Origin of the sequence: Williamsia herbipolensis, from assembly GCF_000964005.1 — a bacterium.
In the GTDB taxonomy this organism is placed as follows: Bacteria; Actinomycetota; Actinomycetes; order Mycobacteriales; family Mycobacteriaceae; genus Williamsia_A; species Williamsia_A herbipolensis.
This window is the reverse complement of record NZ_JXYP01000036.1, coordinates 178,045-200,086: the sequence shown is the minus strand read 5'-3', so window position 1 is coordinate 200,086 and position 22,042 is coordinate 178,045. Positions and strand designations below refer to the sequence as shown.

Here is a 22,042-nt window from a genome sequence, read left to right as displayed (position 1 = left end):
GTGTTCATCGCGCCCCGCCCCCGCCGCGCGACGGGGTCGCGACGGCGTCGGCGTGTGCGTCCGGGGCACTCGAGCGTGTCGTGCCGACGAGCAGGTCGAGCAGCGCGGGGACGGTCTCGCGGCGATCGTGGTGCTCGGCGACATGGGCGTACGCGCGACGGACCATCGCCGCGGTGCCCACCGGATCGGCGGCGATCGACGACATCGCCTCGGCGAGGGCGACCGGATCACCCGGGGGCACCAACACCCCGCGCCGGTCGGCGAGGAGGGTGCTGGGGTTTCCGTGGTCGGTGGCGACGACCGGAACGCCCGCGGCCATCGCCTCCATCGCGGTCAGCGGTCCGGCTTCCGGGGCGATGCTCGCCGACACGTGCACCGTCCACTCCGCCAACGCGTCGGCGGCACGCACCCGACCCGGGAACGTCACGCGCCCTGCGAGATCCGGCTGTCCGGCACGCTCGCGCAGCTGCGCGGCGTACCCGACGTCGCCGGGAAAGGCCTCACCCGCGACGACAGCGGTCGCGTCCTCGATCCGGGCGACCGCCTCGAGGAAGACGTCGATGCCCTTCCACGGGGTGAGCACCGACAGGGTGCCGGCCCGCAGGGCACCGGTCGTCGGCGTGCCGGTGGGAGCCGTGTCGGGGATGTCGACGCCGAGGCGGCCGACCGCGACGTGGTCCACGAGACCGTCGAGGGCCGACGCGGTCGTCGGGGACACCGCGACCACCCGGTCGAGCAGCGGACGTCCCGCGGCGATGAACACCCGGGTCTTCGTGCTGACCACGTGGTCGTGGACGAGCCAGGCGACCGACCGCACGCCGGCGAGGCGCAGCGCGGGCAGGGTGTGCGCCGAGTTCGCGACGATCGGGGTGCCGCGGTGGGCGCGCAACGTGCGCGCGGCGATCACCATCGACCGGGCCATCCCCCACGCCGCGCCGGCGCGGGTACGACTACCGTGGTCGCGACCGAGGTGCGGGATCTCGACGTGGATGACCCACGGCGGGAACGATTCCGAGAGCGGGCCGACCGGGCACGCCACCGACACCGACATCCCTCGACGGTGGCATTCGGTGGCGAGGTCGAGCATCACCGACTCCGCGCCCGAGCGCTGCGGCGAATGCGTCACGAACAGGACCCCGTCGGAGACGGCCGATTCACTGCTGTCGGAGACGGTCGATTCACCACTGTCGGTCATGACTGCTCCCGACCGTCGAGGGCGACCGCGTGGAGGCACTCGGTGAGCACCGCCTCGCGGACCACCGGGTGGAATCCGGGGTGGTCGCCGCCCGGGGCGACGTGGACCGACGGGCCCCGACCGCCGCGGCTGACGCTGCTCAGTGCCTGTAGGCCACGTTGGCTCAGGAAGTGCTCGTAGTCGCGGCTACCGAAGACGAGGTGCGTCTCGATCCCGGCCTTGGCCAGCGGGCGCAGCAGCAGGCGTGGGCTCTGCATGACGCCGAGTCGGGCGACCGCGTCGAACACCGCGTACGGGGCGAAGCGCGCCACGATCGGCTTGAGGCGACCGCGCAGCGACGGTGCCGCGTCGTCGACGGCGCCGGAGACCTCGGGGCCGAAGGGGGCGTCGCCGCCCAGCACGGGGGCGTCGCGTCGCCAGGTGAGCTGATTGACCAGCACCACCCGGTCGAGTTGTCCGGGTGCGTCGTCGGCGACGTCGAGGGCGACACGCGACGCCGACCAGGACCCGGAGCAGATCCCCACGTGGGTCAGCGGTCCCGGCGTCAGCGACCGTGCGAGGTCGCGGACCTCCCGGGCGTCGGTGATCGACGTGGGCGAGTGCAGCGGCGCGAAATCGTCGGCACGGCGGACCCGTCCGCTCTCACCGACGCCCCGTCGGTCGTAGCGCACGGTGACCGCGCCGAGTCGTCCGGCCTCGACGGCGAGGTCGCGCCAGAGCCGGGCGGGTCCGGTGCGGATGTCGGCGGCCGTCGAGTGCACCACGAGCGCGCTGTGGGCGATGCCCTGGGCCGGGCGGGTGATCCACATCAGCGGACGGTCCGGCGCGGTGACGATCTCGGTGATCACCTCCGCCGACGCAGATCCCGCGGGCTCACCGTCGACGACGGCCCAGGACCGTGTCCGGTGGTGCACGACAAGGGGTTCGGTGGGCAGCAGCTGATCGATCCAGGCGCCGATCGCGTGGACCGACTCGTGCGGCAGTTCCACCAGGAAGCTGGGCGGGGTCACGAAGGCGGTCGGGTCGACGGTGCGCACCACCTCGACGCGCCCGGCGGGACGTTCGTCGTGGAGCAGGGCGCGGGCGGGCGCCGACGCGAGATCGGCATCGGACGTCGCGAGCAGGACGGGGCAGTCTGGCAGCGAGTCGAGGGTGATCGACATCGCCGACAATGCCTGCGCGGTCGTCCGGTGCCACCCGGCCCCGACGATGTCGACGACGTCGTCGGTGTGGCCGCGCAGCGACGACCCGGCCGAATCGGCGGCGACGGCCATCCGGAACAGCTGGGTCTGGCCGCGGACGAAGGTCCGTCCCCGCAGCACCGGATCCCACAGCACCAGACCGGCGAGACCGTCGATGCGTTCGGCGGCGGCGGTGGCGAGCAGACCGCCCGCACGGAGCCCGACGACGACGACCTCGCCGACCCCGGTGCCACGCACGTGGTCGACGGCATGGACGATGCCGGCGAGCCAGTTCTCGACCGCGTCGGGCGAATCCTGTTCTCCCCACGACTCGCCCGTGTGCAGATGGTCCATCCGCAGCACGACCATCCCCGACAGCGCGAGGTCCTCGGCGAGCATCCGCACCCCGCGGGTGGTGTCGATCTGTTCCTTGCCCAGCGGCGGGCACATCACGACGCCGGCCCGGGCCACCCCGGACACCGGGCGGTGCACGGTGCCGAACAGCGGGGTCGCCGCGGGGCCGAAGAAGGTCGGCTCGACGACGGTCGCGGTGTCGACCAGGTCGGGTCCCACCGTGTCGGGGCCATCACCGTGGGGGCCGGAACCGGTGGGATCCGGACCCGAGTCGGTCGGGGCGGGGCCGGAGAGCATGCGGCGCGGGTCGATGCTGTCGGTGATCCCGACGACCCGGGCCGCGACCGGCAGGGCCAGGGCGCCGACGGCACCGAGCACGATGCCCACCACCGAATCGGCGGGGGCGAGCAGCGCGGCGGCGGCGGTGAGGACGGCGATCAGCCCCACCAATCCGAGCATGGTGCGCCACGGGAAGAGGTCGCCGATGGCCACCTCGCGCAGGACCGTGGCCCAGATCAGCACGCAGACGACGATCTCGGTGCCCACGGTCGCGACCGCCGATCCCTCGAACGACATCCGGGGGATCAACACGACGTTGGCGATCACGTTGAGCGCCAACCCGAATGCGGCGATGATCGGGAACGTGCGCAGGCGTCCGGTGCTGACCAGGGTCATGACGCCGAGCAGGGTGAAGCTGCTCAGGCCGGCGCCCAGCACGAGCAACCGCGTCGCGAGGGCCGCGTCGGCGTAGTCGGGGCCGTAGAGCAGTCGGATGAGGGGTGCCGCCGACGGCCAGATGCCGATCACGGCCATGCCCCCGAGCAGCGTGGTGAGGACGGCGGCGTCGCGCATGCGGCCGCGGAACTCCTCGAGCCGTTCGGGCCAGCTGGCGACGAGCACCGTCACCAACGGTGTGGTCACCGCGATCCCGATCATCGAGACGAGGTCGGAGAACTTGTAGGCGATCGCGTAGTGCCCGACGGCGTCGAACGAGTCGAGTTTCGACAGCAGCGGGATGTCGATCTTGGTCAGCAGCACCGTCAGTGCGAAACCGATGCTGAGCGGGAACGCCTCGCGCAGCATCTCCGACCAGCGCCAGATCTCGATGCGCTTGGCCGGGCGGAAGCCGAGTCCGCCGCGGTGGAGGACGACGCCCTTGGAGATCAGGGAGACCAGTTCGAACAGGACGGCCGGGATGACGACCACGAGCAGGACCGGCGCCACGATGACCGCGATGACGGTCGCCGCGAGCTGCACGATCTGGCTCAGCGACTCGATGACCGAGACGACGGTGAGTTTGAGGCGGCTCTGGTACAGCACGGTGAGCGAATGGCTGGGTGTGGCGATGACGACCACGAGCCCCGCGATGGCGGTGGCGGTGACGACCACGCCCGGGTAGTCGGCGAGCACGACGAATCCGACCGCCGCGGCGTACCCGATGAGTCCCAGTCCGAGGCGCAGGGCGATGAACGAGCTCGCCACGAGACGCGTCTCGCTCTCGCTGTCGCCGACGAGGCGGCTGAGCACGACACGGCCGACGCCGAGGTCGGTGATGACGCTGAGCAACCCGAGCAGACCGAAGACGAACGAGTACTGGCCCCATTCCTCGCTGCCCAGCGATCGGGCGATGGCGATGCTGCCCGCCCAGCCGAGCGCGGCGACGAAGACGCGTCCCAACAACATCGAGCCGATGTTGCGGGCGATCGACCCCTTCGGGGTGGGCGAGCTCGACCCCGGTGCCCCCGGATTCACCGCGGGCACCTGGGTTGCGCCGGTTGTTCCCGGGCGGGTGTCGAGTGTCGCGGTCACCGGGTGCTCTCGTAGACCTCGAGTGTCGCGGCGGCGGTGGCCTCCCAGCTCAGCGCGCCGGCCGCGATCGGGCCCCGCTCACGCAGATGGGCTCCTGTGTCGGGGGTGGCGGCCTCGCGCAGGGTGCGCGCCCAGGCCTGCGGACCGTGTCCGGCGACGAGCAGCGCACCGTCGCCGACGACGTCGGGCAGGGCGCCCACCGCGCTGGCGACGACGGCGCCGCCACAGGCCATCGCCTCGATCGGCGGGAGACCGAAGCCCTCGTAGCGCGAGCAGTACGCGGTGACCGTGGCCGCGGCGTACAGCGCGGGCAGGTCGGCGGTCGCGACGTAGCCGAGGCCGTGGGCCGACGCCGGTGCGTCCGGTCCGGTGGAGCCGGCGCCGGCCAGCACCAGCGGCATGTCGGCCTCGGCACAGGCCTGCGCCAGCAGCGCGACGTCCTTGCGCGGTTCGACCGTCCCGACCTGCAGGACGAAGCGGTCGGGGAGATCGAGGCGGGCGCGGACCTCGGCGACGGCCTCGGCGCTCGGCGGGGTCGCCCACGACGCGGGCGCCAAGGGGATCACGTGCGCCCCACGACCGAAGATGTCGGCGATCCGCTCGGCGGTGAACGACGATACCGCGATGAGCACGTCGGCGCGGTTCAGCGCGCGCCACAGCAGCGCGCGCTCACCGCGGGACCGCAGCGCCGACGACGCCCACGGGGTGTCGAACACCGAGAGGTCGTGCACCGTCGACACGGTGATCCCGTCGCGGAGCAGCGGCAGGTCGACGTCGAGGGAGTGGAAGACCCGACCGGGTGTGCGTACCGGTCGCAGACCCGAGAACGCCCGACGGACACCGGAACCGACCGGGCGGGTGAGCGGCTCGACCGAGGTGGGCAGCTCGCCGACGGCGTCGCTCTGGACGACCGCGGCCATCGACAACGCCGGCGCGAGGGTGCTCGCCGCGGCTACGAGTTCACGGGCGTAGGTCTGCACGCCGCTGCCTCCGGGCCGCAGCGCCAGCGCGCCGAACACCACGTCGTGGACGCCGGTCGACGCGGCGACAGGTGTGGACGCCACGGCGACCTCGACGGGCGTCGCGCCGGCCGCTTGCGGTGCCGCCGCCCGCGGGATGCGAGAGCCGGTCGAGGTCGGGACGGACGAGATCGGTGCAGAAGTCATGGCGGTGCTGGTCATTTCGGCCGTGGTCGCGTCGATGCGCGACTCGAACTGGGAACGGGTCACCCGTGTCGTGGCGACGGGCGCCATCGGCGGTCGGGTCTCGTCGGGCAGGCTCATCGGACTCTCGTCTCGACTCCGTCGACGCGGGTCAGGCGATGAGGCCGCGCTGCTGCGCGGGCCAGGCGGACACGTCGAGGCCGTGCGTGGCGAACATCGCCAGGGCGATGCGCTCCATGCCGAATCCGACGCAGGCGCTGTGTGCGACACCGCCGTCGGCCGTCGCGATCGTGAACGTCTCGCCGAAGTGGTCGCGGTGGCAGTTGCACGACACCACGGCCGTCCCGTCGTCGAGATCGCCGTACAGCGACACCACGAGTTCGGTCTTGAGGTTCTCGTCGAGCTGGTTGGCGGCCAGCATCTTTCCCGCGCGGCCGAAGAACGGGTCGTTGGCCGGCACGTCGCGCGCGGCGAGGCCGAGCTGGTCGAGCACGGCGAGGCCCCGGGGCACCCAGCTGTCGCGGTGGTTCTCGGCCTGCTGCGGCGACCCGACGATCACGAACTCGTGCATGCGGAACGCCTGCATGCGTGCGGGGTCGACGGCGGGCTCGTGCCGGAAGCAGTACCCGTAGACGTCCATCAGGACACCGCCGTCGGGCAGCGTGCCGGTGAGCGTGGAGTAGCTCGGGTGGCAGGCGGCCGAGACGAGCATCGTTCCCGCAGAGGCGAGGTGGTGATCCCAGTCGACACCCGACTCGCGGTCGGCGAGCAGCGCGCGGTGTGCCCGGTTGTCGCCGGTGAAGGTCGAGATGGCGCCGGTCAGGTTCGGGAACGACGCGATGTAGTCGGTCTTCTCGAACGACTCGCGCGGGAACACGGGTGGGAACCTCAGCCGGCGCGGCGCGTCGGCGTGCGCGGCGCGACCGGCGGCGACGACGACCTCGTCGATCGCGTCGATGACGTCCTCGAACATCGCGCCGCGGCCGTAGAGGCCGTCGATGCCCGAGGGCACCAGCAGCCCGGCGTCGATGAGATCGTCACGGAACTGTGCGCGCGCCCGGTCGAGCTCCGACGGTGCGGTGGTCGTTGTTGTCGTTGTGGCGGTGGCGGGTTCGGCGGTGCCCGAATCGGTGATCACGGTCATGTCCGTCACCCCCGGTAGGCCAGCACGAGCTGGGCGTTGTTGGCGCGGATGCGGTCGTTGGACACCATCAGCTGCGGGCCGAACGCGTCGCGGAGCAGGCGCCCCATCGATGCGGGGTGGTCCTCGCGGTATCCGCTGATGCCGCAGAGTTGCAGGGCACCGACGACGACGTCGACGATGGTGGTCGACGCGTCGAGCTTGAGGTTGTTCATGGCGAGGGTGAAGCCGACCGTGGTGTGCTCCTCCCCGCTCGCGAGAAACGCCTCGTAGCGCTCGATCTCGCGGGCCACCGACGACACGAAACGCTGGTGCACGACGGTGAGATCGGCGAACTTCACCGCCTGGGGCGGCGGCGATCCGCCGGGCGACTTGCGGGCCGCCGAGCGGACCTGGGCGCGGGCCTTGCCCATCGCGGCGTCGGCGATGCCGAGCCACACCGACGCCCACAGGGTGTGCGACGCGGGGAGCATGGTGTGCGCGGAGATGGTGGCGTAGTCGACGGGCAGCACGTGGGCGGCCGAGGTCTGCGCGTGGAGCTGGAAGCCGGGGCTGCAGGTGCCGCGGAAGCCGAGAACGTCCCAGGTACCGGTCTTCTCGAGCCGGGTGTCGGCGCGCGGACACGCGACGAGCACCTGGTCGTTGCTCGGGCTGTCGGGGGTGCGCCGCGCGGTCGCGAAGACGTAGTCGGCGTACTCGCCGTAGGAGATGACCGGCGCGTTCTTGTCGAGGACGACGGTGTCGCCCCCGGCTGTGTCCCTGGAGACGACGACCGCGCAGGTGGAGCTGCCGACGTCACCACCGGTGGTGATCTCGGTGGTCGCCGAGGCGAGGAGGGCGTCGGACTCGGCGATCGCACGGGTGAGTTCGGCGGCCGCACCCGACGTCGCGTGGAAGCGCAGCGACAGGGCCTGGGTGTGGTGCATCGCGAAGATCATCGCCGTGGAGCTGCAGACCGCACCGAGCTTGCGTCCGATGGCGCAGAGGTCGGTGATCGACGTGGAGCGCCCACCGAGTTCGACGGGCAGTGAGCAGGACAGCAGTCCCGACGAGCGCATCTCGTCGACGGCCTCGAACGGGAAACGTGCGTTGCGATCGACGTCGTCGGTGTGGGCAGCGGCGACCGCGACCGTGCTGGTCGGATCAGGTGCCTCGACGGCTTCGGACGTGCGTACAGCGGTGATTGTCACCGAACTTACCCCCCCGGGTGATCGGAATATTGATCTGTGGGCCGTGCACATCGGCGACGTCGGCGACGACCTCGGCGATGGTGAACGTCTCGTCAGCGCGCGTGGACCCGACGCGTGGTGCTGCGGTACGTTCCTCGGTACGGTATCGCAAAGGTCGAGGTTTGACGAGTTGCAGATGCCTCATCGACGGTGAGGCGTTGCAGCACACTGCGCGACCCGATCGACGTCACATGGGGCGGGGGAGTCCCGACGTCACACCGCACCGGTCGGAAGACCCGGCCGGGCAACGCCACTCACGGCAACAGCTGATTCAGGGGGAAGTACACGATGCAGGACCAGATCCGTCGGATTCTCGTGTCACACGGGAAGATGTCCGTCGACGCCATGTCGGTCGACAGTTCTGTCGATCTCTATGAACTGGGTCTCACCTCGCACGCGAGCGTGAACGTGATGCTCGCGCTCGAGGACGAGTTCGACATCGAGTTCCCGGACACCGATCTCAAGAAGTCGACCTTCGCCACCGTGGACAACCTCGCCGCGGTCGTCGGGAGGCTGGTCCCGGCATGACCGCCGCGCCGATGGTCTCCTCGGCGGGGCTCGCCGATCCGGAACATCATGTGGCGCACCGGATCCACACCGACGCCGAGCGGGTCTGGCCGGAGACCAACTGTTATGTCGACCTGTGGGTCGAGACCCTGCATCTGCTCGGTCACGACCCGGTGCCGTCGCTGATCTCGGTGTTCGCCGCCGACCACGACGGCGGGCAGTGGACGTTCATCAAGCCCGAGCAGAACGACCTGCGTGTCCTCTACGGCATCGAGGTCACCGAGGAGGCGCTGTGGCGCCCGGTGCTCGAGACCGTCGAGAGCGGGCCGGCGCGGGGACTGATGCACACCGTGGAGGTGGATAGCTGGTGGCTGCCCGACACCGCGGGCAGTGACTACCGCAGCGGCCACGTGAAGACCACGATCGTCCCACTGTCGGTGGACCGCGACGCACGGGAGATGGTGTACCTGCACAACGCCGGCGCCCATCGCCTCACGGGCGAGGACTTCGACGGTGTGTTCGGTCTCGGGTCGGGTATGCACCCCGAGTTGCCGCCCTACACCGAGCAGATCCGCCGCACCGTCACCGCCGCGGCACCCGAGCGTGCCCTGGAACTCGTACGCGCACATCTCGATCGGCGTGCCCCGGGCAACCCGGTCGACCGGCTCGCGGACTCGGTTCGCGACGCCGTCGCGTGGCTGCCCGACGCCGGCCTCGAGACCTTCCACCGATGGGCGTTCGCCACGCTGCGCCAGTGCGGTTCGACCGCCGAACTCGCCGCCGACGTCGTGGTGTGGCTCGAGTCGCTGGGTGCCACGGGCGCGGCTGCGGCACGGGAACCGTTCCTGGAGGTGGCATCCGGGGCCAAGTCGGTGCAGTTCCGGATGGCGCGTGCCGCCCGCGGCCGCGCCGTCGATCCGAGCGAGACGCTGGCGGCGATGGCCACCGCGTGGGACGCGGCGTTGCACATCGTCGACACCTCCGTGGGGTGAGCGCCGTCGCGACGACCCTGCCGGGAGGTCTGCTGGTGGCGACCGTCGCCGGCGCGGTGATCGACCCGACCGGCCTCGCCGGTGACGTCCTCGGCGGGGGCGTACCGATGCCGCGCCCGACGGTGGTCGACGCGGTCGACGGGTGGCGTGCGCTGTGCCCGCCGGACGCCTCGGTCGACGACCTCGACTGGTGGTTCGTCACCGACACCGACGTCGCCGCGACCACACGAATCGTGTTCGAGGGGTTGAGCTTTCCGGCGTCGGTGTTCGTCGACGACGTCGAGGTGGCGACCGTGACCTCGATGTTCCTGCCCGTGGCGACGACGGTCGGACCGGGTCGACACCGCATCGTGGTGCGATTCGGGTCGCTCACCGCATGGGCGTCGACGCGACGCCCCCGCGGACGCTGGCGGTCGTCGCTGGTGGCCACCCAGGGCCTGCGGTGGGCGCGCACCACGCTGCTCGGTCGCGCGAAGGTCTACGGCGATGTGCCTGCCCCGGTGGGGTTCTGGCGCGGCGTCACGACGACCGACGCGGCCGCGGTCGTCGATCTCGACGTCCACGCCGACCCGACCACGGGTGTCGTCACCGTGCGCGGTCGCTGCCTCGACCCCGACGGGACCGGCGCGGACACCGCGACGGTGACCGTGCGTCTCGTCGATCCCGACGGGCGGGTGATCGAGACGACCGCGGAGGTCACCGACGGGGCGTTCACCACGACGCTCACCGTGGCCCGGCCCCGACTCTGGTGGCCCCATGGGTACGGCGAACAACCCCTCTACCGGCTGACGGCGGCCACCGCCGACGGCGCACCAACCACGAGAACGGTCGGGTTCCGGACGCTCACCGTCGACACCACCGACGGCGGCTTCACCCTCGTCGGCAACGGCGTCCCGATCTTCGCCCGCGGCGCCGTGTGGACCCCGGTGCGTCCCGGCGCGGTGCCCGACGTGCCCGCCGCGATCCGGCGGCGCCTGCACCTGCTCGCCGACGCCGGCGCGACCATGGTGCGGATCCCGGGCGGACTGTTGCCCGAGGACGCCGAATTCGCCGACGTCTGCGCCGAACTCGGACTCCTCATCTGGCAGGACACGATGCTCGCCACCTTCGACCCGCCGCCCGATCTCGACGGCACCGTCGACGCCGAACTCGACACGATGCTGCGGGCGGTGTCGGGCAACCCGTCGATCGCCGTGGTCAGCGGCGGGAGTGAGACGGTGCAGCAACCGGTGATGCTCGGACTCCCGCGTGAGGGCCGGATGATGCCCCTCATCGAGACCACGCTGGCCGACCGGGCCGCCGCGTACGGTCTGCCCTATGTCGAGTCGTCGCCGAGCGCCCCGCCCGGCAGCGACGCGTTCCCGCTCCGACCCGACACCGGCGTCAGTCACTGGTTCGGCGTGGGCGGATACCGCCGCCCGGTCGCCGACGTCGTCGGTGCCGACGTCCGTTTCGCCGCCGAATGTCTCGCCTTCTCCATCCCGCCGTCGCCCGCGGCGGTCGAGCGGCACTTCGGCGCCGCGGCGGCCGCCGGGCACACTTCCGAGTGGAAGGCCGCGGTACCCCGCGACCGCGGTTCGGCCTGGGATTTCGAGGACGTCCGCGACCACTATGTCGCCGCACTGTTCGGCGTGGAGCCCTCGGCGGTCCGCAGCCGCGACCCCGAGCGCCACCTGCAGCTCGGTCGCATCGCCGTCGCCGAGGCGATGGCCACCGCTCACGCCCACTGGCGCACCGATCCCCGCTGCGGCGGTGCGCTCGTGCTGACCGCGGCCGACACCGCACCCGGTGCGGGTTGGGGCCTCATCGACGTCGACGGCGACCCCAAACTGCCGCTGTCGGTCCTCCGCCGGGTGTGGGCTCCGGTCGCGGTGCTCGTGCGCGACGCGGGTCTCGCCGGCATCGCGGTCGACGTCGTCAACGACACCGCCACGCCGCTGGTGGGGGAGGTGTCGCTGTGCGCGACCACCGACGGTGGGCCGGTCGTCGCCGAGGGCGTCGCGGCGGTCGCCGTCGCCCCCCACGGGTCGGTGCGGCTGTACGACAGCGAGATCACCGGTGTCTTCCGTGACCTCTCCGACGCCCACCGGTTCGGGCCACGTACCGCCGACGCGGTGGAGGTGGTGCTGAGCGTCGACGGGGCGCCGCGGTGTCGCGAGGTGTTCGTGGTGCGACCCGCCACCGAGGCCGTCGTGATCCCCGCGGGCACATTGCAGGCGGCGGCCCACGTCGTCGACGGCTGCTGGTCGGTGCGGTTGGAGTCGGCGGTCACCGCGCGGTGGGTCGAGATCGACTGCCCCGGATGGACTCCGGCCGATTCGGTGTTCCACCTCGCGGCCGGCCGCCCCTACGACGTCGCGCTCACCCCCGCGGCCGGGACCGACCACGAGCGCGGTCCCCGGGGGCGCGTACTCGGCCTCGACCTCGCCGCGCCGGTGACCGTCTCGATGGCCCCGTGAGCGGGTCGAGGATCGCGCTCGTCCACGAGCGGCTCACCGAGATCGCGGGCAGCGAGCACGTCGTCGAACAACTCGCCGTCGAGTGGCCCGACGCGCACCTGCGGGTGCCGATCGCGGATCCCGACGCCGTCGTCGACGTCCTGCGGGGACGCGTCGACGTGTCCCGGCTCGACGCGGCACACCGGATGATCGGTCGACGCACCTACGCACCGCTGTTGCCCCTCGTCCCGACCGCACTGCGCCGCAGCTCCTTCGCCGACGTCGATGCCGTCGTCATCAGCCATCACGCCTTCGCGGTGTCGGCCGCGCACGCCGCCGGCGACATCCCGACCGTCGCCTACGTCCACTCCCCGGCCCGGTGGGCCTGGGACCGCGAGATGCGTGCCGGTGAGGCCTCGGGCCCGGCCGGACGGGCCGCGCTGGCCGCACTCGCGGCGGTGGCGCGACGCGCCGAATCCGGTGCGGCACCTGGGCTCACGGCGGTGGTCGCCAACAGCGCCGAGGTCGCCGACCGCATCGAACGGTGGTGGGGCCGCGAGGCGGTGGTGATCCACCCGCCCGTCGACACCGAACGCTTCACCGTCGACCCCGACGCGACGCGGGAGGACTTCTTCCTGCTCGCCGGACGCCTCGTGCCCTACAAGCGACCCGATCTCGCCGTGCGGGCCGCCCGGCTCGCCGGTGTGCGACTCGTCGTCGCCGGGTCGGGTCGGTGGCAGGGGTTGTGCGAGAGCCTCGCCGGACCGGGGACCACGTTCCTCGGCCGCGTCGACGACGCGGAGATGACCCGACTGCAGCAGACCGCACGCGCCCTCGTGATGCCCGGTGTGGAGGACTTCGGGATCGTCCCGGTGGAGGCCATGGCGAGCGGCACCCCGGTGATCGCGGTCGCCGAAGGAGGCGCGCTCGACACGGTGGTGCCGGGCGTCTCGGGCGTCCTGGTGCCGGGCGGCCCGGATGACGAGGTCGTCGCCCGGCTCGCGGAGGCGATGACGTCGTTCGACGACGGAGCCCTCGATCGTGCCGGTATCGCACGGCACGCGGACACGTTCTCGCGCAGCACCTTCCGACGCTCCATGCGGGACCTGGTCGATGCGGTGGCACGGTGAGTCACGCACTCGGATGCGACCTGGTGGCGCTGTCCGACATCGCCGAATCGGTGGAGGCGTTCGGTGAGCGCTTCCTGGCGCGGGTGTTCACCGCGGGTGAGCTCGCCGCGGCACGCGGTGACACCGCGCGACTCGCAGCGCGGTTCGCGGCGAAGGAGGCGGTGATCAAGGCGCTCGCCGTCACCGACGAGGCGACGGTCCCCACCGAGATCGAGGTCGTCGGCGCCGGTGTCGCACCGACGCTACGGCTCCACGGTGCGATGGCGCGTCGCGCACGGTCGCAGAGGTGGGGCGAGATCGTCGTGACCCTGTCGCACACCGACTGTCACGCGATGGCGGTCGTGCTGGCCGAGATCGACTGACCCGGGCACGCATTCACCGGCGGTGGCTCAGGAGCCGGTGCCGCGCAGCATCGCCTTGAAGGTCAGCAGGATGATCTTGGCGTCGAGCCAGATGCTCCAGTTCTCGATGTAGAAGTTGTCGTAGATCGCACGGTCGTCGATGCTCGTGTCGCCACGCAGCCCGTTGATCGCGGCCCAGCCGGTGAGACCGACGTTCACGCGGTGACGGTGCTGGTAGGACGGCACCGTGCTCTCGAACTGCTCGACGAAATGCGGCCGTTCGGGACGCGGACCGACCAGCGACATGTCGCCGCGCACCACGTTCCACAGCTGCGGCAGTTCGTCGATCGAGGTCTTGCGCAGGAACCGACCGATGGCGGTGAGCCGCAGGGATCGGTCGGGACTCCAGTCGATGTCGGAGGTCGCCGCGGACACCGGGCGCATCGACCGGAACTTGTACAGGTGGAACAGGGTTCCGTTGCGCCCGGTGCGTTGCTGCTTGAAGATGATCGGTCCGCTCCGGTCGGTGACCGCGATGGCCAGGGCGCACACGAGCAGGACCGGGGACACCAGCAGGAGCGCCAGCGACGAGACGACGAGATCGACGAGACGTTTGGCGTGCCAACACCATGCGCGCTGGGCGCTGCGGCGGACGTGGACGAGCGGGATGGTGTGCACGCGGTCCATGTCGTTGGTGAGGTGCACGAACTCGAACAGGCGCGGGACGATGAAGATCTCGCAGTCGAGGTCGTCGCATTGGCGAAGCGGCGAGACGTAGTTCTGGTCGGTGGTGCGGCTGAACGCGACGATCACCGTCTCGACGTTGTGACGCATCACGATCTCACGCAGGTTCTCGACGCCGTCGGTGACCGGTGTGCCCCATTCGACAATCTCGGGGAGCGGGTCGGAATCGACCACGATGATCGGTTCGAGCCCGAACTCCGGGTGCTGCTCGAGGTTCTGCAGGATCTTCGAGGCGACCATGCCGCCACCGACGATCGCGGTGCGCGAACGCATGGCGGGCCTGCTGCGGCGGCGCGCTCGCACGACCGCGTAGTAGAGGACCCGCACGACGAACAGCACCGATGCCACACCGAGGGCCTCGACACCCGCCCGCAGGATCGGTGTCGTCGGATCGAACACGACGACGACGGCGAGTGTGGCGAGCACGCAGAATCCGGCCAGACGCGGAAGTACCTCCAGCGCAGAGGCGTTCAGGCGCGAGCGGTAGAGCCCTCCGGTGCCGAGAAGGGCGACGAAGACCGCCGCCTCGGGCGCGGGCCAGCGCTGCTCCGTGGCGGCGGCGAGCAGGATCGTCACGATGACCAGTTCGAGCACGACGAGGACGGCGTCGATGCGCTGCCGCCCGAAGGCCACGCGACGGACACGTCGCGGCGGCGAAGCGACCTCGGCCACGCCGCGAAAATTCCTGACGCTCATGAACTCCCCCAAAACATGGAACTGCGTGACCCGACGACGCGGATCACCTTCCCCCTGGAACGCACGTGTCCCCACACGAACCGCGTTGCCGGTTACATCTTGTCACAGATTCACTAGTGAGAATGTCCAGTGTGGAGTGAACTGCATGACTCGCCTCGGGCGTACGAACACACCACAAGAGTTTCCGACGTCCGATTTATCCGATACCGTGGCGTACCCTCCTGTCATCGACACCGAGAGAGCCGCGATGCCCCGCCGTCACCCGACCGCCGTACCGCCGATCAGGGCCTACACGCCCGATGACGTCGACATGGTCGTCTCCCCGGTCAACCCGGCGTGGATCCGTTCGGGTTCACCCGTCGCGCGCGAGGCGCGGTGCGATTCGAGCCGCGACGGCAGCACCACGACCTGGGTGTGGGACTGCACGGCGCGTGTCTTCGACTGGTACTTCCCCGCGGACGAGACCGTGCACATCATCGACGGCGCGGTACGCGTCTCGGCCCACGGTTGCCCATCACGTGTGCTGCACCCCGGCGATTCCGCGGTGTTCGCCGCCGGCACCTGGGCGCTGTGGGAGATACCGGTCTACGTGCGCAAACACGCCGTTCTGCGGCAACACATCCCGGCGCCCATCCGTCTCGCGATGCGTGTCCACGGGCGACTGACGCGCCGGGACCCGGGATCGCCGCCCACCCTACTGCCGGTAGCCGGCGAGAAAGTTGCCCAGTCGTTCGACGGCGTCGACGAGATCACGCGACCACGGCAGCGTCACGATCCGCAGATGATCCGGTGTCGGCCAGTTGAACCCGGTGCCCTGCACGACCAGGATCTTCTCGCGTAACAACAGATCCTGCACCAAGAGTTCGTCATCGTGGATGTCGTAGTACTCGCGGTCGATCTTCGGGAACGCGTAGAGCGCACCCATCGGCTTCACGCACGACACCCCGGGGATCTCGTTGAGCTTCTGCCACGTCACGTTCCGCTGTTCGAGCAGGCGGCCGCCGGGTTTCACGAGATCGTCGATGCTCTGATACCCGCCGAGGGCGACCTGGATGGCGTGCTGCGCGGGCACATTCGAGCAGAGGCGGGTCGACGCGAGCAGTGAGAGCCCTTCGATGAACCCCTTCGCGTGGTCCTTGGGTCCGGTGATCGCGACCCATCCGGCGCGGTATCCGCACACCCGGTACGCCTTCGACAGTCCGTTGAACGTGAGGCACAGCAGGTCCGGGGCGAGTGACGCGATGTTGATGTGCTCGGCGTCGTCGTAGAGGATCTTGTCGTAGATCTCGTCGGCGAGCAGCAGCAGCGAATGCCGGCGCGCGAGATCGACCAGCTGCGTGAGGATCTCACGTGAGTAGACCGCGCCGGTCGGGTTGTTCGGGTTGATGACGACCAGGGCCTTCGTGCGGGGGGTGATCTTCGCCTCGATGTCGGCGATGTCGGGGTTCCACTCGTTGGCCTCGTCGCACAGGTAGTGCACGGGCTTCCCGCCGCCGAGCGCGGTCATGGCCGTCCACAGCGGGTAGTCCGGCGCCGGGATGAGGACCTCGTCACCGTCGTCGAGCAGGGCCTGCATGGTCATCGTGATGAGCTCGGAGACGCCGTTGCCGAGGTAGACGTCGTCGACGTCGAAGTACGGGAAGTCGGGGATCGTCTCGTAGCGCGTCACCACGGCGCGGCGGGCCGAGAGGACGCCGGCCGATTCCGAGTAGCCCTGCGAGTACGGCATCGCGTGGATCATGTCGCGCATGATCACGTCGGGTGCGGCGAACCCGAACAGGGCCGGGTTGCCGATGTTCAGCTTGAGGATGCGGTGTCCCTCGGCCTCGAGGCGTGCTGCGTGCGCGTGTACCGGTCCACGGATCTCGTAGCAGACGTCGCGGAGTTTCGCGGACTGCTCGAGCGGTTTGAGGGTGGTGGTGACGTGGGGTACGCGCGGTCTGCTCACCGGTCCATGATCGCACCCCGCGCAACGCGATAAACGCCACGGGCGTCGACCTCGTCGGTCAGACGCGTGCGGCGGTCGGTCAGACGCGTGCGACGGGCGGGGTGATCGACGGGGCGGGCTGCGGACGGCCGAAGAGGTATCCCTGCGCGTGGGTGAACCCGACCTCCCGCAGCAACGCCACCTGGGCGCGGTCCTCGACGCCCTCGGCCACACTGACGATGCCGAGCTCGTCGGACAGGCGGCACACCGTCTCGACGATGCTCCGTTTGGTCGGGTCGTCGCCCATGTCGGCGACCAACGACCGGTCGATCTTCGCGACGCTGATCGGGTGGTCGACCATGTAGCGCAACGCGGCGTACCCCGTCCCGAGATCGTCGACGCAGATCACACATCCGAGTGCCGCGAGCTCGTGGATGGTGGCCGACGCGGGGGAGTCGGTGGTGATCATGTCGCGCTCGGTGACCTCGATCCACAGGGTCTCGCCGGCGACGGAGTGTTGGGCCAGGGTGGCGGAGATGTGGGCCGCGAGATCGCGGTCGAAGAGCTGCTGTGAGGAGAAGTTCACCGACATGAACAGCCCGGGATTGCCGCTCTCGGTCTGCCATTGCGCGAGCTGTCGGATGGCCTCGGCGACCCCCCACCGCCCGATCGGCACGATGAGCGACGTCTCCTCGGCGGCATCGAGGAACGTGTCCGGCAGGCGGACGCGGTTGTCGACCGTCCAGCGCAACAGAGACTCGTAGCCGACGACCTCGAGGCCGTCGACGATCACGATCGGCTGATAATGCAGCGTGAACGCCTCGCCGACCGCCGTCGCCAGTTCGGCGGCCAGCTCGACCTCGCGCTGCAGGCCCGCGATCGACACCTCGGAGGCATACGCCAGATGGGCTCCGCGGGTGAACGCCGAGTGCACCGCCGCGATGGCGGCCTGCATGAGGTCGTCGGCCCGGCGGGAACCGGTCGCCTCGACGCCGGCCGGAGGCGATGCGGGGTGATCGAGCGGGACGTCGCCGGGGAGCGCCACCCCGATGTGGGTCTGCACGAAGTAGGAGACGTCGTCGACGTCGATGGTGGTGGCCAGTCGCCGGCTCAGGGCTTTCACCAGGTCATCGAGGTCGGCAGCGGAGGAGTCGACGAGGATCGCGACGTGATCGGGGGTCGCCCGCAGCACCGCGCCGCGGTCGCCGACGAGTTCGGCGAGAGCGGTCATCGTGGCCCCACGCACCGCCGATCCGGCACCGGGACCGAACGCTGCGGCGATGCGGTCGGCGGCCTCCATGCGGATCGCCACCACGGCGAGGTGTTCATCGGGGATCGAGACGGCCGACCGCTGTAGATCGGTGTGCGCGCCGGGATCGACGGGGGTCGGGACCGACTCGGAAGAACCGGGCACGCCGTGCTGCGCTGACACGCGGTGCCCCTCTCGTCGATCGCGATGACGACAGCGACACCCGCTGTCGATCGAACGTACCGCGAAATGATAGCCAGGCCTGTCGGGGTGCGGACCGCCGAAAACGTGCAGATCGACGCAATGTGGTGACGGCCACGCTCGACCGAGCCGGGTGGTCGCGGGCGGTCGGCATCGAGTTCGCGTCACGTGTGACGACATCCGCCCGCGTCGGTGACAACAGAGCGGTGACCACGCGCCGAGTTCGGGAGCCGTTGTGCCGCAACGACATACGCTCGCTGTCCGGCCGGGTCGCGTGATCGCGGTCACCGTCGACGCGCGTCGCCGCCCCACCGAGGACGAGACCGGCCGGCGCACACGAGCGTGTGCACCGGCCGGTCTCGGTCGCTATGCGGTGGACCACTGCCTGGCGTCACCTTTTGGTGTAACTCACAACACGGTGGCTGCGGCGACACGGTCGTCCACGGTTCTCAGGCGCCGGGGCGCTTCTTCCCCGCCGCGATCCCGAAGCCGGCTGCCTTCGACGCGCCGGTCTCGGTGATCACCTTCGCATCACCGGAGGTGCTGCCGTTCCCGTTCGAGTCCGCACTGCCGTTCGAGTCCGCACTGCCGTTCGACTCTGCGGAACCGTTCGACTCGGCACTGCCGTTCGGCTCTGCGGCACCGTTCGACTCGGCCTTCGCGGGCTCGGTCTTCTCGGGTTCAGCCTTCTCGGGTTCGGACGGGGTGGCCTCTGCCTTCGGCGCCGCGGGTGCCGACGTCTTCGCCGCCTGGCCCGGACGCTTCGCCGCGCCCATCCCGAAGCCCTTGGCCTTCGGCTCCGGTGCGGGAGCAGCGGATTCGGCCGACGCGGACTCGCTCGGTGCGGGCTCGGCCTTCGCGGGCTCCGCCTCGGCGGGCTCGGCCTGCGGCTCGGTGGCGGTCGACTCGGCCTTCGCGGCCGGTGCGGCCTTGGCGGCCTGACCCGGTCGCTTGATCCCGCCGGCCATGCCGAAGCCCTTGGCCTTGGGCTCCGGTGCGGCCACCGACTCCGTCTTCTCCGGGGTGGACGCCGAGGCGTCGGCGGAGCTCTCGGTCTTCTCCTCGGATGCCTGCGTGGGCGCCTTCGACTCGGCAGCCGGTGCGGCCTTGGCGGCCTGACCCGGTCGCTTCATGCCGCCGGCCATGCCGAAGCCCTTGGCCTTCGGTTCCGGTGCGGCCGCGGTCGAGGCCGCCTCGGTGGGCGCGGCCTTCGACTCCGCCGAGGTGTCCTTGGCGGGTGCATCGGCCTTGGCGGCCTGGCCGGGACGCTTCATGCCGCCGCCCATGCCGAGTCCGACCTTCGGCTTCTCCTTCACGGCGGTGCCGGTCGCCTGCGCGGCGGCGTCGGCGGGTTCGGCCGCGGTGGTCTGCTCGGTCACCGCCTCCGCCTTGGCGTCGGTCTTGTCGAGCGTCGCGGTGCCGACCGTGCCGTTGACGCCCGCTCCGCTCGGGGCCGGACCGAGGAAGCGTCCGCCGCGCTTGATCTCGGCGGCGCCGCGGGTGACCGACTCCAGCAGGAGCTGCGCCACATCGACGACCTCGACCTTGTTCTCCAGGTCGGTGCCGCTGGTCTTGGCGGTGGTGCCGTCGCTGAGCATCACCTTGCAGAAGGGGCAGCCGGTCGCGATCTTCTGGTTCTTCTCGCCCGACCCGTCGAGGGTCTCGAGGGCCTCGTCGACCCGGTCGAGGTTGATGCGCTTGCCGATCGACTCCTCCATCCACATGCGGGCGCCACCGGCGCCGCAGCACATGGAACGTTCGCCGTGGCGCGGCATCTCACGCAGCGCCGAGCCCGACGCCGCCATCAGCTCGCGCGGCTCCTCGTAGACCTTGTTGTGGCGGCCGAGGAAGCAGGGGTCGTGGTAGGTGACGTCCTCGGCCACCGGGGCCACGGGGATCAGTCGCTTGTCGCGCACGAGGCGGTTGAGCAGCTGCGTGTGGTGGACGACCTCGAACTTCCCCGGCTGGCCGTCCTCACCGGTCACCTGCGGGTACTCGTTGCCCAGCGCGTTGAAGCAGTGCGCACAGGTGACGACGATCTTCTTCGGCTGGGCCGGCGCGGTGGCGAACAGTTCGTCGAGGGTGCCGATGTTCTGCTGGGCCAGCATCTGGAACAGGAACTCGTTGCCCGAGCGTCGCGCCGAGTCGCCGGTGCAGGTCTCGCCCTCGCCGAGCACGAGGAAGTTGACCGCGGCGATGTCGAGCAACTCGGCGACGGCCTTGGTCGTCTTCTTGGCGCGGTCCTCGTAGGCGCCGGCACAGCCGACCCAGAAGAGGTACTCGAAGCCCTCGAAGGTGTCGACGTCCTTGCCGTAGACGGGGATGTCGATGTCGATCTCGTCGATCCAGTTGGTGCGGTCCTTGGAGTTCTGGCCCCAGGGGTTGCCCTTGTTCTCGAGGTTCTTGAACAGACCGGCGAGCTCGGACGGGAAGTCGGACTCGATGAGCACCTGGTAGCGGCGCATGTCGATGATGTGGTCGACGTGCTCGATGTCGACGGGGCACTGCTCCACGCAGGCGCCGCAGTTGGTGCAGCTCCACAGGGTGTCGGTGTCGATGACGCCGCCGGCGCCCTCGCCCTCACTGGGTCCGACGAGGGGACGTGCGGCCTCGGCGCGCGCGGCGGCCGGGATCTTGTCGAGTCGGGCCTGGTCGACGTTGCCGTCGGCGTCGACGAGACCGACCTCGTCGCCGGCGGAATCGGTGCGTCCACCGGCCAGCAGGTAGGGCGCCTTGGCGTAGCCGTGGTCACGCAGCGAGGTGATCAACAGCTTGGGCGACAACGGCTTCCCGGTGTTCCACGCCGGGCACTGGCTCTGGCAGCGACCGCATTCGGTACACGTGGTGAAGTCGAGCCAGCCCTTCCAGGTGAAGTCCTCGATCTTGCCCGCGCCGAAGGCGTCGACGTCGGGGTCGGCCTCCTCCATCACGAGGAGCTCGCCGCGGGACATCATCGGCTTGGCCGCACCGAGTGCGACGCCGCCGTCGTCCTCACGCTTGAAGTAGATGTTGAAGAACGCCGAGAAGCGGTGCCATGCGACGCCCCAGGTGATGCGACGACCGACCACGGCCAGCCACACCATGCCCGACAGCAGCTTGATGGCGGCGAAGATCGACACCAGCAGCGGGCTCTCCGGGAGGATCTTCGCGACCTGCATCGTGAAGAAGTCCGAGCCGACGTGGGCCTCGCCGAAGGTCGCGATCTTGCCGGCCTTGACGAAGATCATGCCGAGGCCCTCGAGCAGCACCACGGCCTCGACGAAGTACGCCGCGCGGAAGTTCGACCCACCGAAGCGCGACAGCCGCTCGGGCACCCGCGGGTGGTTGAGCTGGCGGATGATCATCAGGGTGACGATGCCGACGACGGTGCCGATGCCCAGCAGCTCGTCGAGCAGGTGCCACACGAAGGTGTCGCCGAACAGCGGCCAGTGGAACTCGGGGTCGAACGTCTGGCCGTAGGCCTCGAACCACAGCAGCGAGCCGACGACGAAGCCCATCATGACCAGCCAGTGGGCCCAGCCGACGGTGCGGAACTTGACCATCCGCGTGTGGGCGACGAACTCGATCATCATCTGCTTGAAGCGGGGGATGACCGGCGTCAGCCGGGTGAGGTCGCGTTGTCCCTGGGCGATGGTGCGGATCATCTTCCACACACCCGAGAAGAACAGTGCCCAGCAGCCGAGGCTGATGAGTGCGGCGATGGAGCCGATCGTGATCGTCGTGGCGCTCAAGGCGAGGGGCCTTT

General features: G+C 70.4%; 14 protein-coding genes and 1 pseudogene. 6 read left to right on the top strand and 9 right to left on the bottom strand.

Annotation, left to right across the window (positions count from 1 at the left end):
* Positions 1–4: 4 nt before the first annotated feature.
* The 5 genes from TU34_RS19285 to TU34_RS19265 all read right to left on the bottom strand — a co-directional run bounded on the left by TU34_RS19285 (position 5) and on the right by TU34_RS19265 (position 8,033).
* On the bottom strand, positions 5–1,195 hold the full coding sequence (locus tag TU34_RS19285) for a glycosyltransferase family 4 protein (protein ID WP_052689058.1): 1,191 nt from the start codon (positions 1,193–1,195) through the stop codon (positions 5–7).
* Positions 1,192–4,539 (bottom strand): oligosaccharide flippase family protein, encoded by a 3,348-nt coding sequence (locus tag TU34_RS22490; protein WP_052689057.1) that lies wholly within the window; start codon positions 4,537–4,539, stop codon positions 1,192–1,194. The genes TU34_RS19285 and TU34_RS22490 overlap by 4 nt, the downstream gene beginning before the upstream one ends.
* Positions 4,536–5,459 carry a glycosyltransferase family 4 protein gene (locus TU34_RS19275; RefSeq protein ID WP_052689065.1) on the bottom strand — a complete coding sequence of 308 codons (924 nt, stop codon included), beginning with the start codon at positions 5,457–5,459 and terminating at the stop codon, positions 4,536–4,538. Before TU34_RS19275 ends, TU34_RS22490 begins: the two co-directional genes overlap by 4 nt.
* 394 nt (positions 5,460–5,853) lie before the next feature.
* Complete coding sequence (locus tag TU34_RS19270; RefSeq protein ID WP_045824551.1) at positions 5,854–6,846, bottom strand: amino acid--[acyl-carrier-protein] ligase; 993 nt, start codon at positions 6,844–6,846, stop codon at positions 5,854–5,856.
* A gap of 5 nt (positions 6,847–6,851) precedes the next feature.
* Positions 6,852–8,033 (bottom strand): acyl-CoA dehydrogenase family protein, encoded by a 1,182-nt coding sequence (locus tag TU34_RS19265; protein ID WP_238981387.1) that lies wholly within the window; start codon positions 8,031–8,033, stop codon positions 6,852–6,854.
* Positions 8,034–8,360: 327 nt separating this feature from the next.
* Here TU34_RS19265 and TU34_RS19260 point away from each other — a divergent pair, with 327 nt between their 5' ends.
* The 5 genes from TU34_RS19260 to TU34_RS19240 are packed head-to-tail and all read left to right on the top strand — an operon-like array spanning position 8,361 to position 13,501.
* A complete protein-coding gene (locus TU34_RS19260) occupies positions 8,361–8,600 on the top strand; it encodes an acyl carrier protein (RefSeq protein WP_045824496.1) in 240 nt (79 codons plus the stop codon).
* Complete coding sequence (locus TU34_RS19255; RefSeq protein WP_238981386.1) at positions 8,597–9,571, top strand: DUF1839 family protein; 975 nt, start codon at positions 8,597–8,599, stop codon at positions 9,569–9,571. Before TU34_RS19260 ends, TU34_RS19255 begins: the two co-directional genes overlap by 4 nt.
* Positions 9,568–12,030, top strand: a complete 2,463-nt coding sequence (locus TU34_RS19250) for a glycoside hydrolase family 2 protein (protein ID WP_052689056.1) — start codon at positions 9,568–9,570, stop codon at positions 12,028–12,030. Before TU34_RS19255 ends, TU34_RS19250 begins: the two co-directional genes overlap by 4 nt.
* The gene (locus TU34_RS19245) at positions 12,027–13,139 is read left to right on the top strand and encodes a glycosyltransferase (protein WP_045824495.1); all 1,113 of its coding nucleotides are present in this window, start codon (positions 12,027–12,029) and stop codon (positions 13,137–13,139) included. Before TU34_RS19250 ends, TU34_RS19245 begins: the two co-directional genes overlap by 4 nt.
* Entirely contained in the window at positions 13,136–13,501 is a 366-nt protein-coding gene (locus TU34_RS19240; protein WP_045824494.1) for a holo-ACP synthase, read from the top strand. The genes TU34_RS19245 and TU34_RS19240 overlap by 4 nt, the downstream gene beginning before the upstream one ends.
* Positions 13,502–13,528: 27 nt before the next feature.
* On the opposite strand, the gene TU34_RS19235 is transcribed toward TU34_RS19240, so the two are convergent.
* Positions 13,529–14,920: an exopolysaccharide biosynthesis polyprenyl glycosylphosphotransferase gene (locus TU34_RS19235; protein ID WP_045824493.1), complete on the bottom strand. Its 1,392-nt coding sequence runs from the start codon at positions 14,918–14,920 to the stop codon at positions 13,529–13,531.
* A gap of 412 nt (positions 14,921–15,332) precedes the next feature.
* Here TU34_RS19235 and TU34_RS24655 point away from each other — a divergent pair.
* Positions 15,333–15,461, top strand: a pseudogene (locus TU34_RS24655) (cupin domain-containing protein); the annotation flags it as partial.
* Positions 15,462–15,614: 153 nt separating this feature from the next.
* Here the strand turns inward: TU34_RS24655 and TU34_RS19225 are convergent.
* The 3 genes from TU34_RS19225 to TU34_RS19215 all read right to left on the bottom strand — a co-directional run bounded on the left by TU34_RS19225 (position 15,615) and on the right by TU34_RS19215 (position 22,028).
* On the bottom strand, positions 15,615–16,868 hold the full coding sequence (locus TU34_RS19225) for a pyridoxal phosphate-dependent aminotransferase (protein WP_045824491.1): 1,254 nt from the start codon (positions 16,866–16,868) through the stop codon (positions 15,615–15,617).
* 79 nt (positions 16,869–16,947) lie between these two features.
* The gene (locus TU34_RS19220; protein WP_160298556.1) at positions 16,948–18,279 is read right to left on the bottom strand and encodes an EAL domain-containing protein; all 1,332 of its coding nucleotides are present in this window, start codon (positions 18,277–18,279) and stop codon (positions 16,948–16,950) included.
* Between the two features lie 467 nt (positions 18,280–18,746).
* Entirely contained in the window at positions 18,747–22,028 is a 3,282-nt protein-coding gene (locus tag TU34_RS19215) for a heterodisulfide reductase-related iron-sulfur binding cluster (RefSeq protein ID WP_045824489.1), read from the bottom strand.
* Between the last annotated feature and the right edge of the window lie 14 nt (positions 22,029–22,042).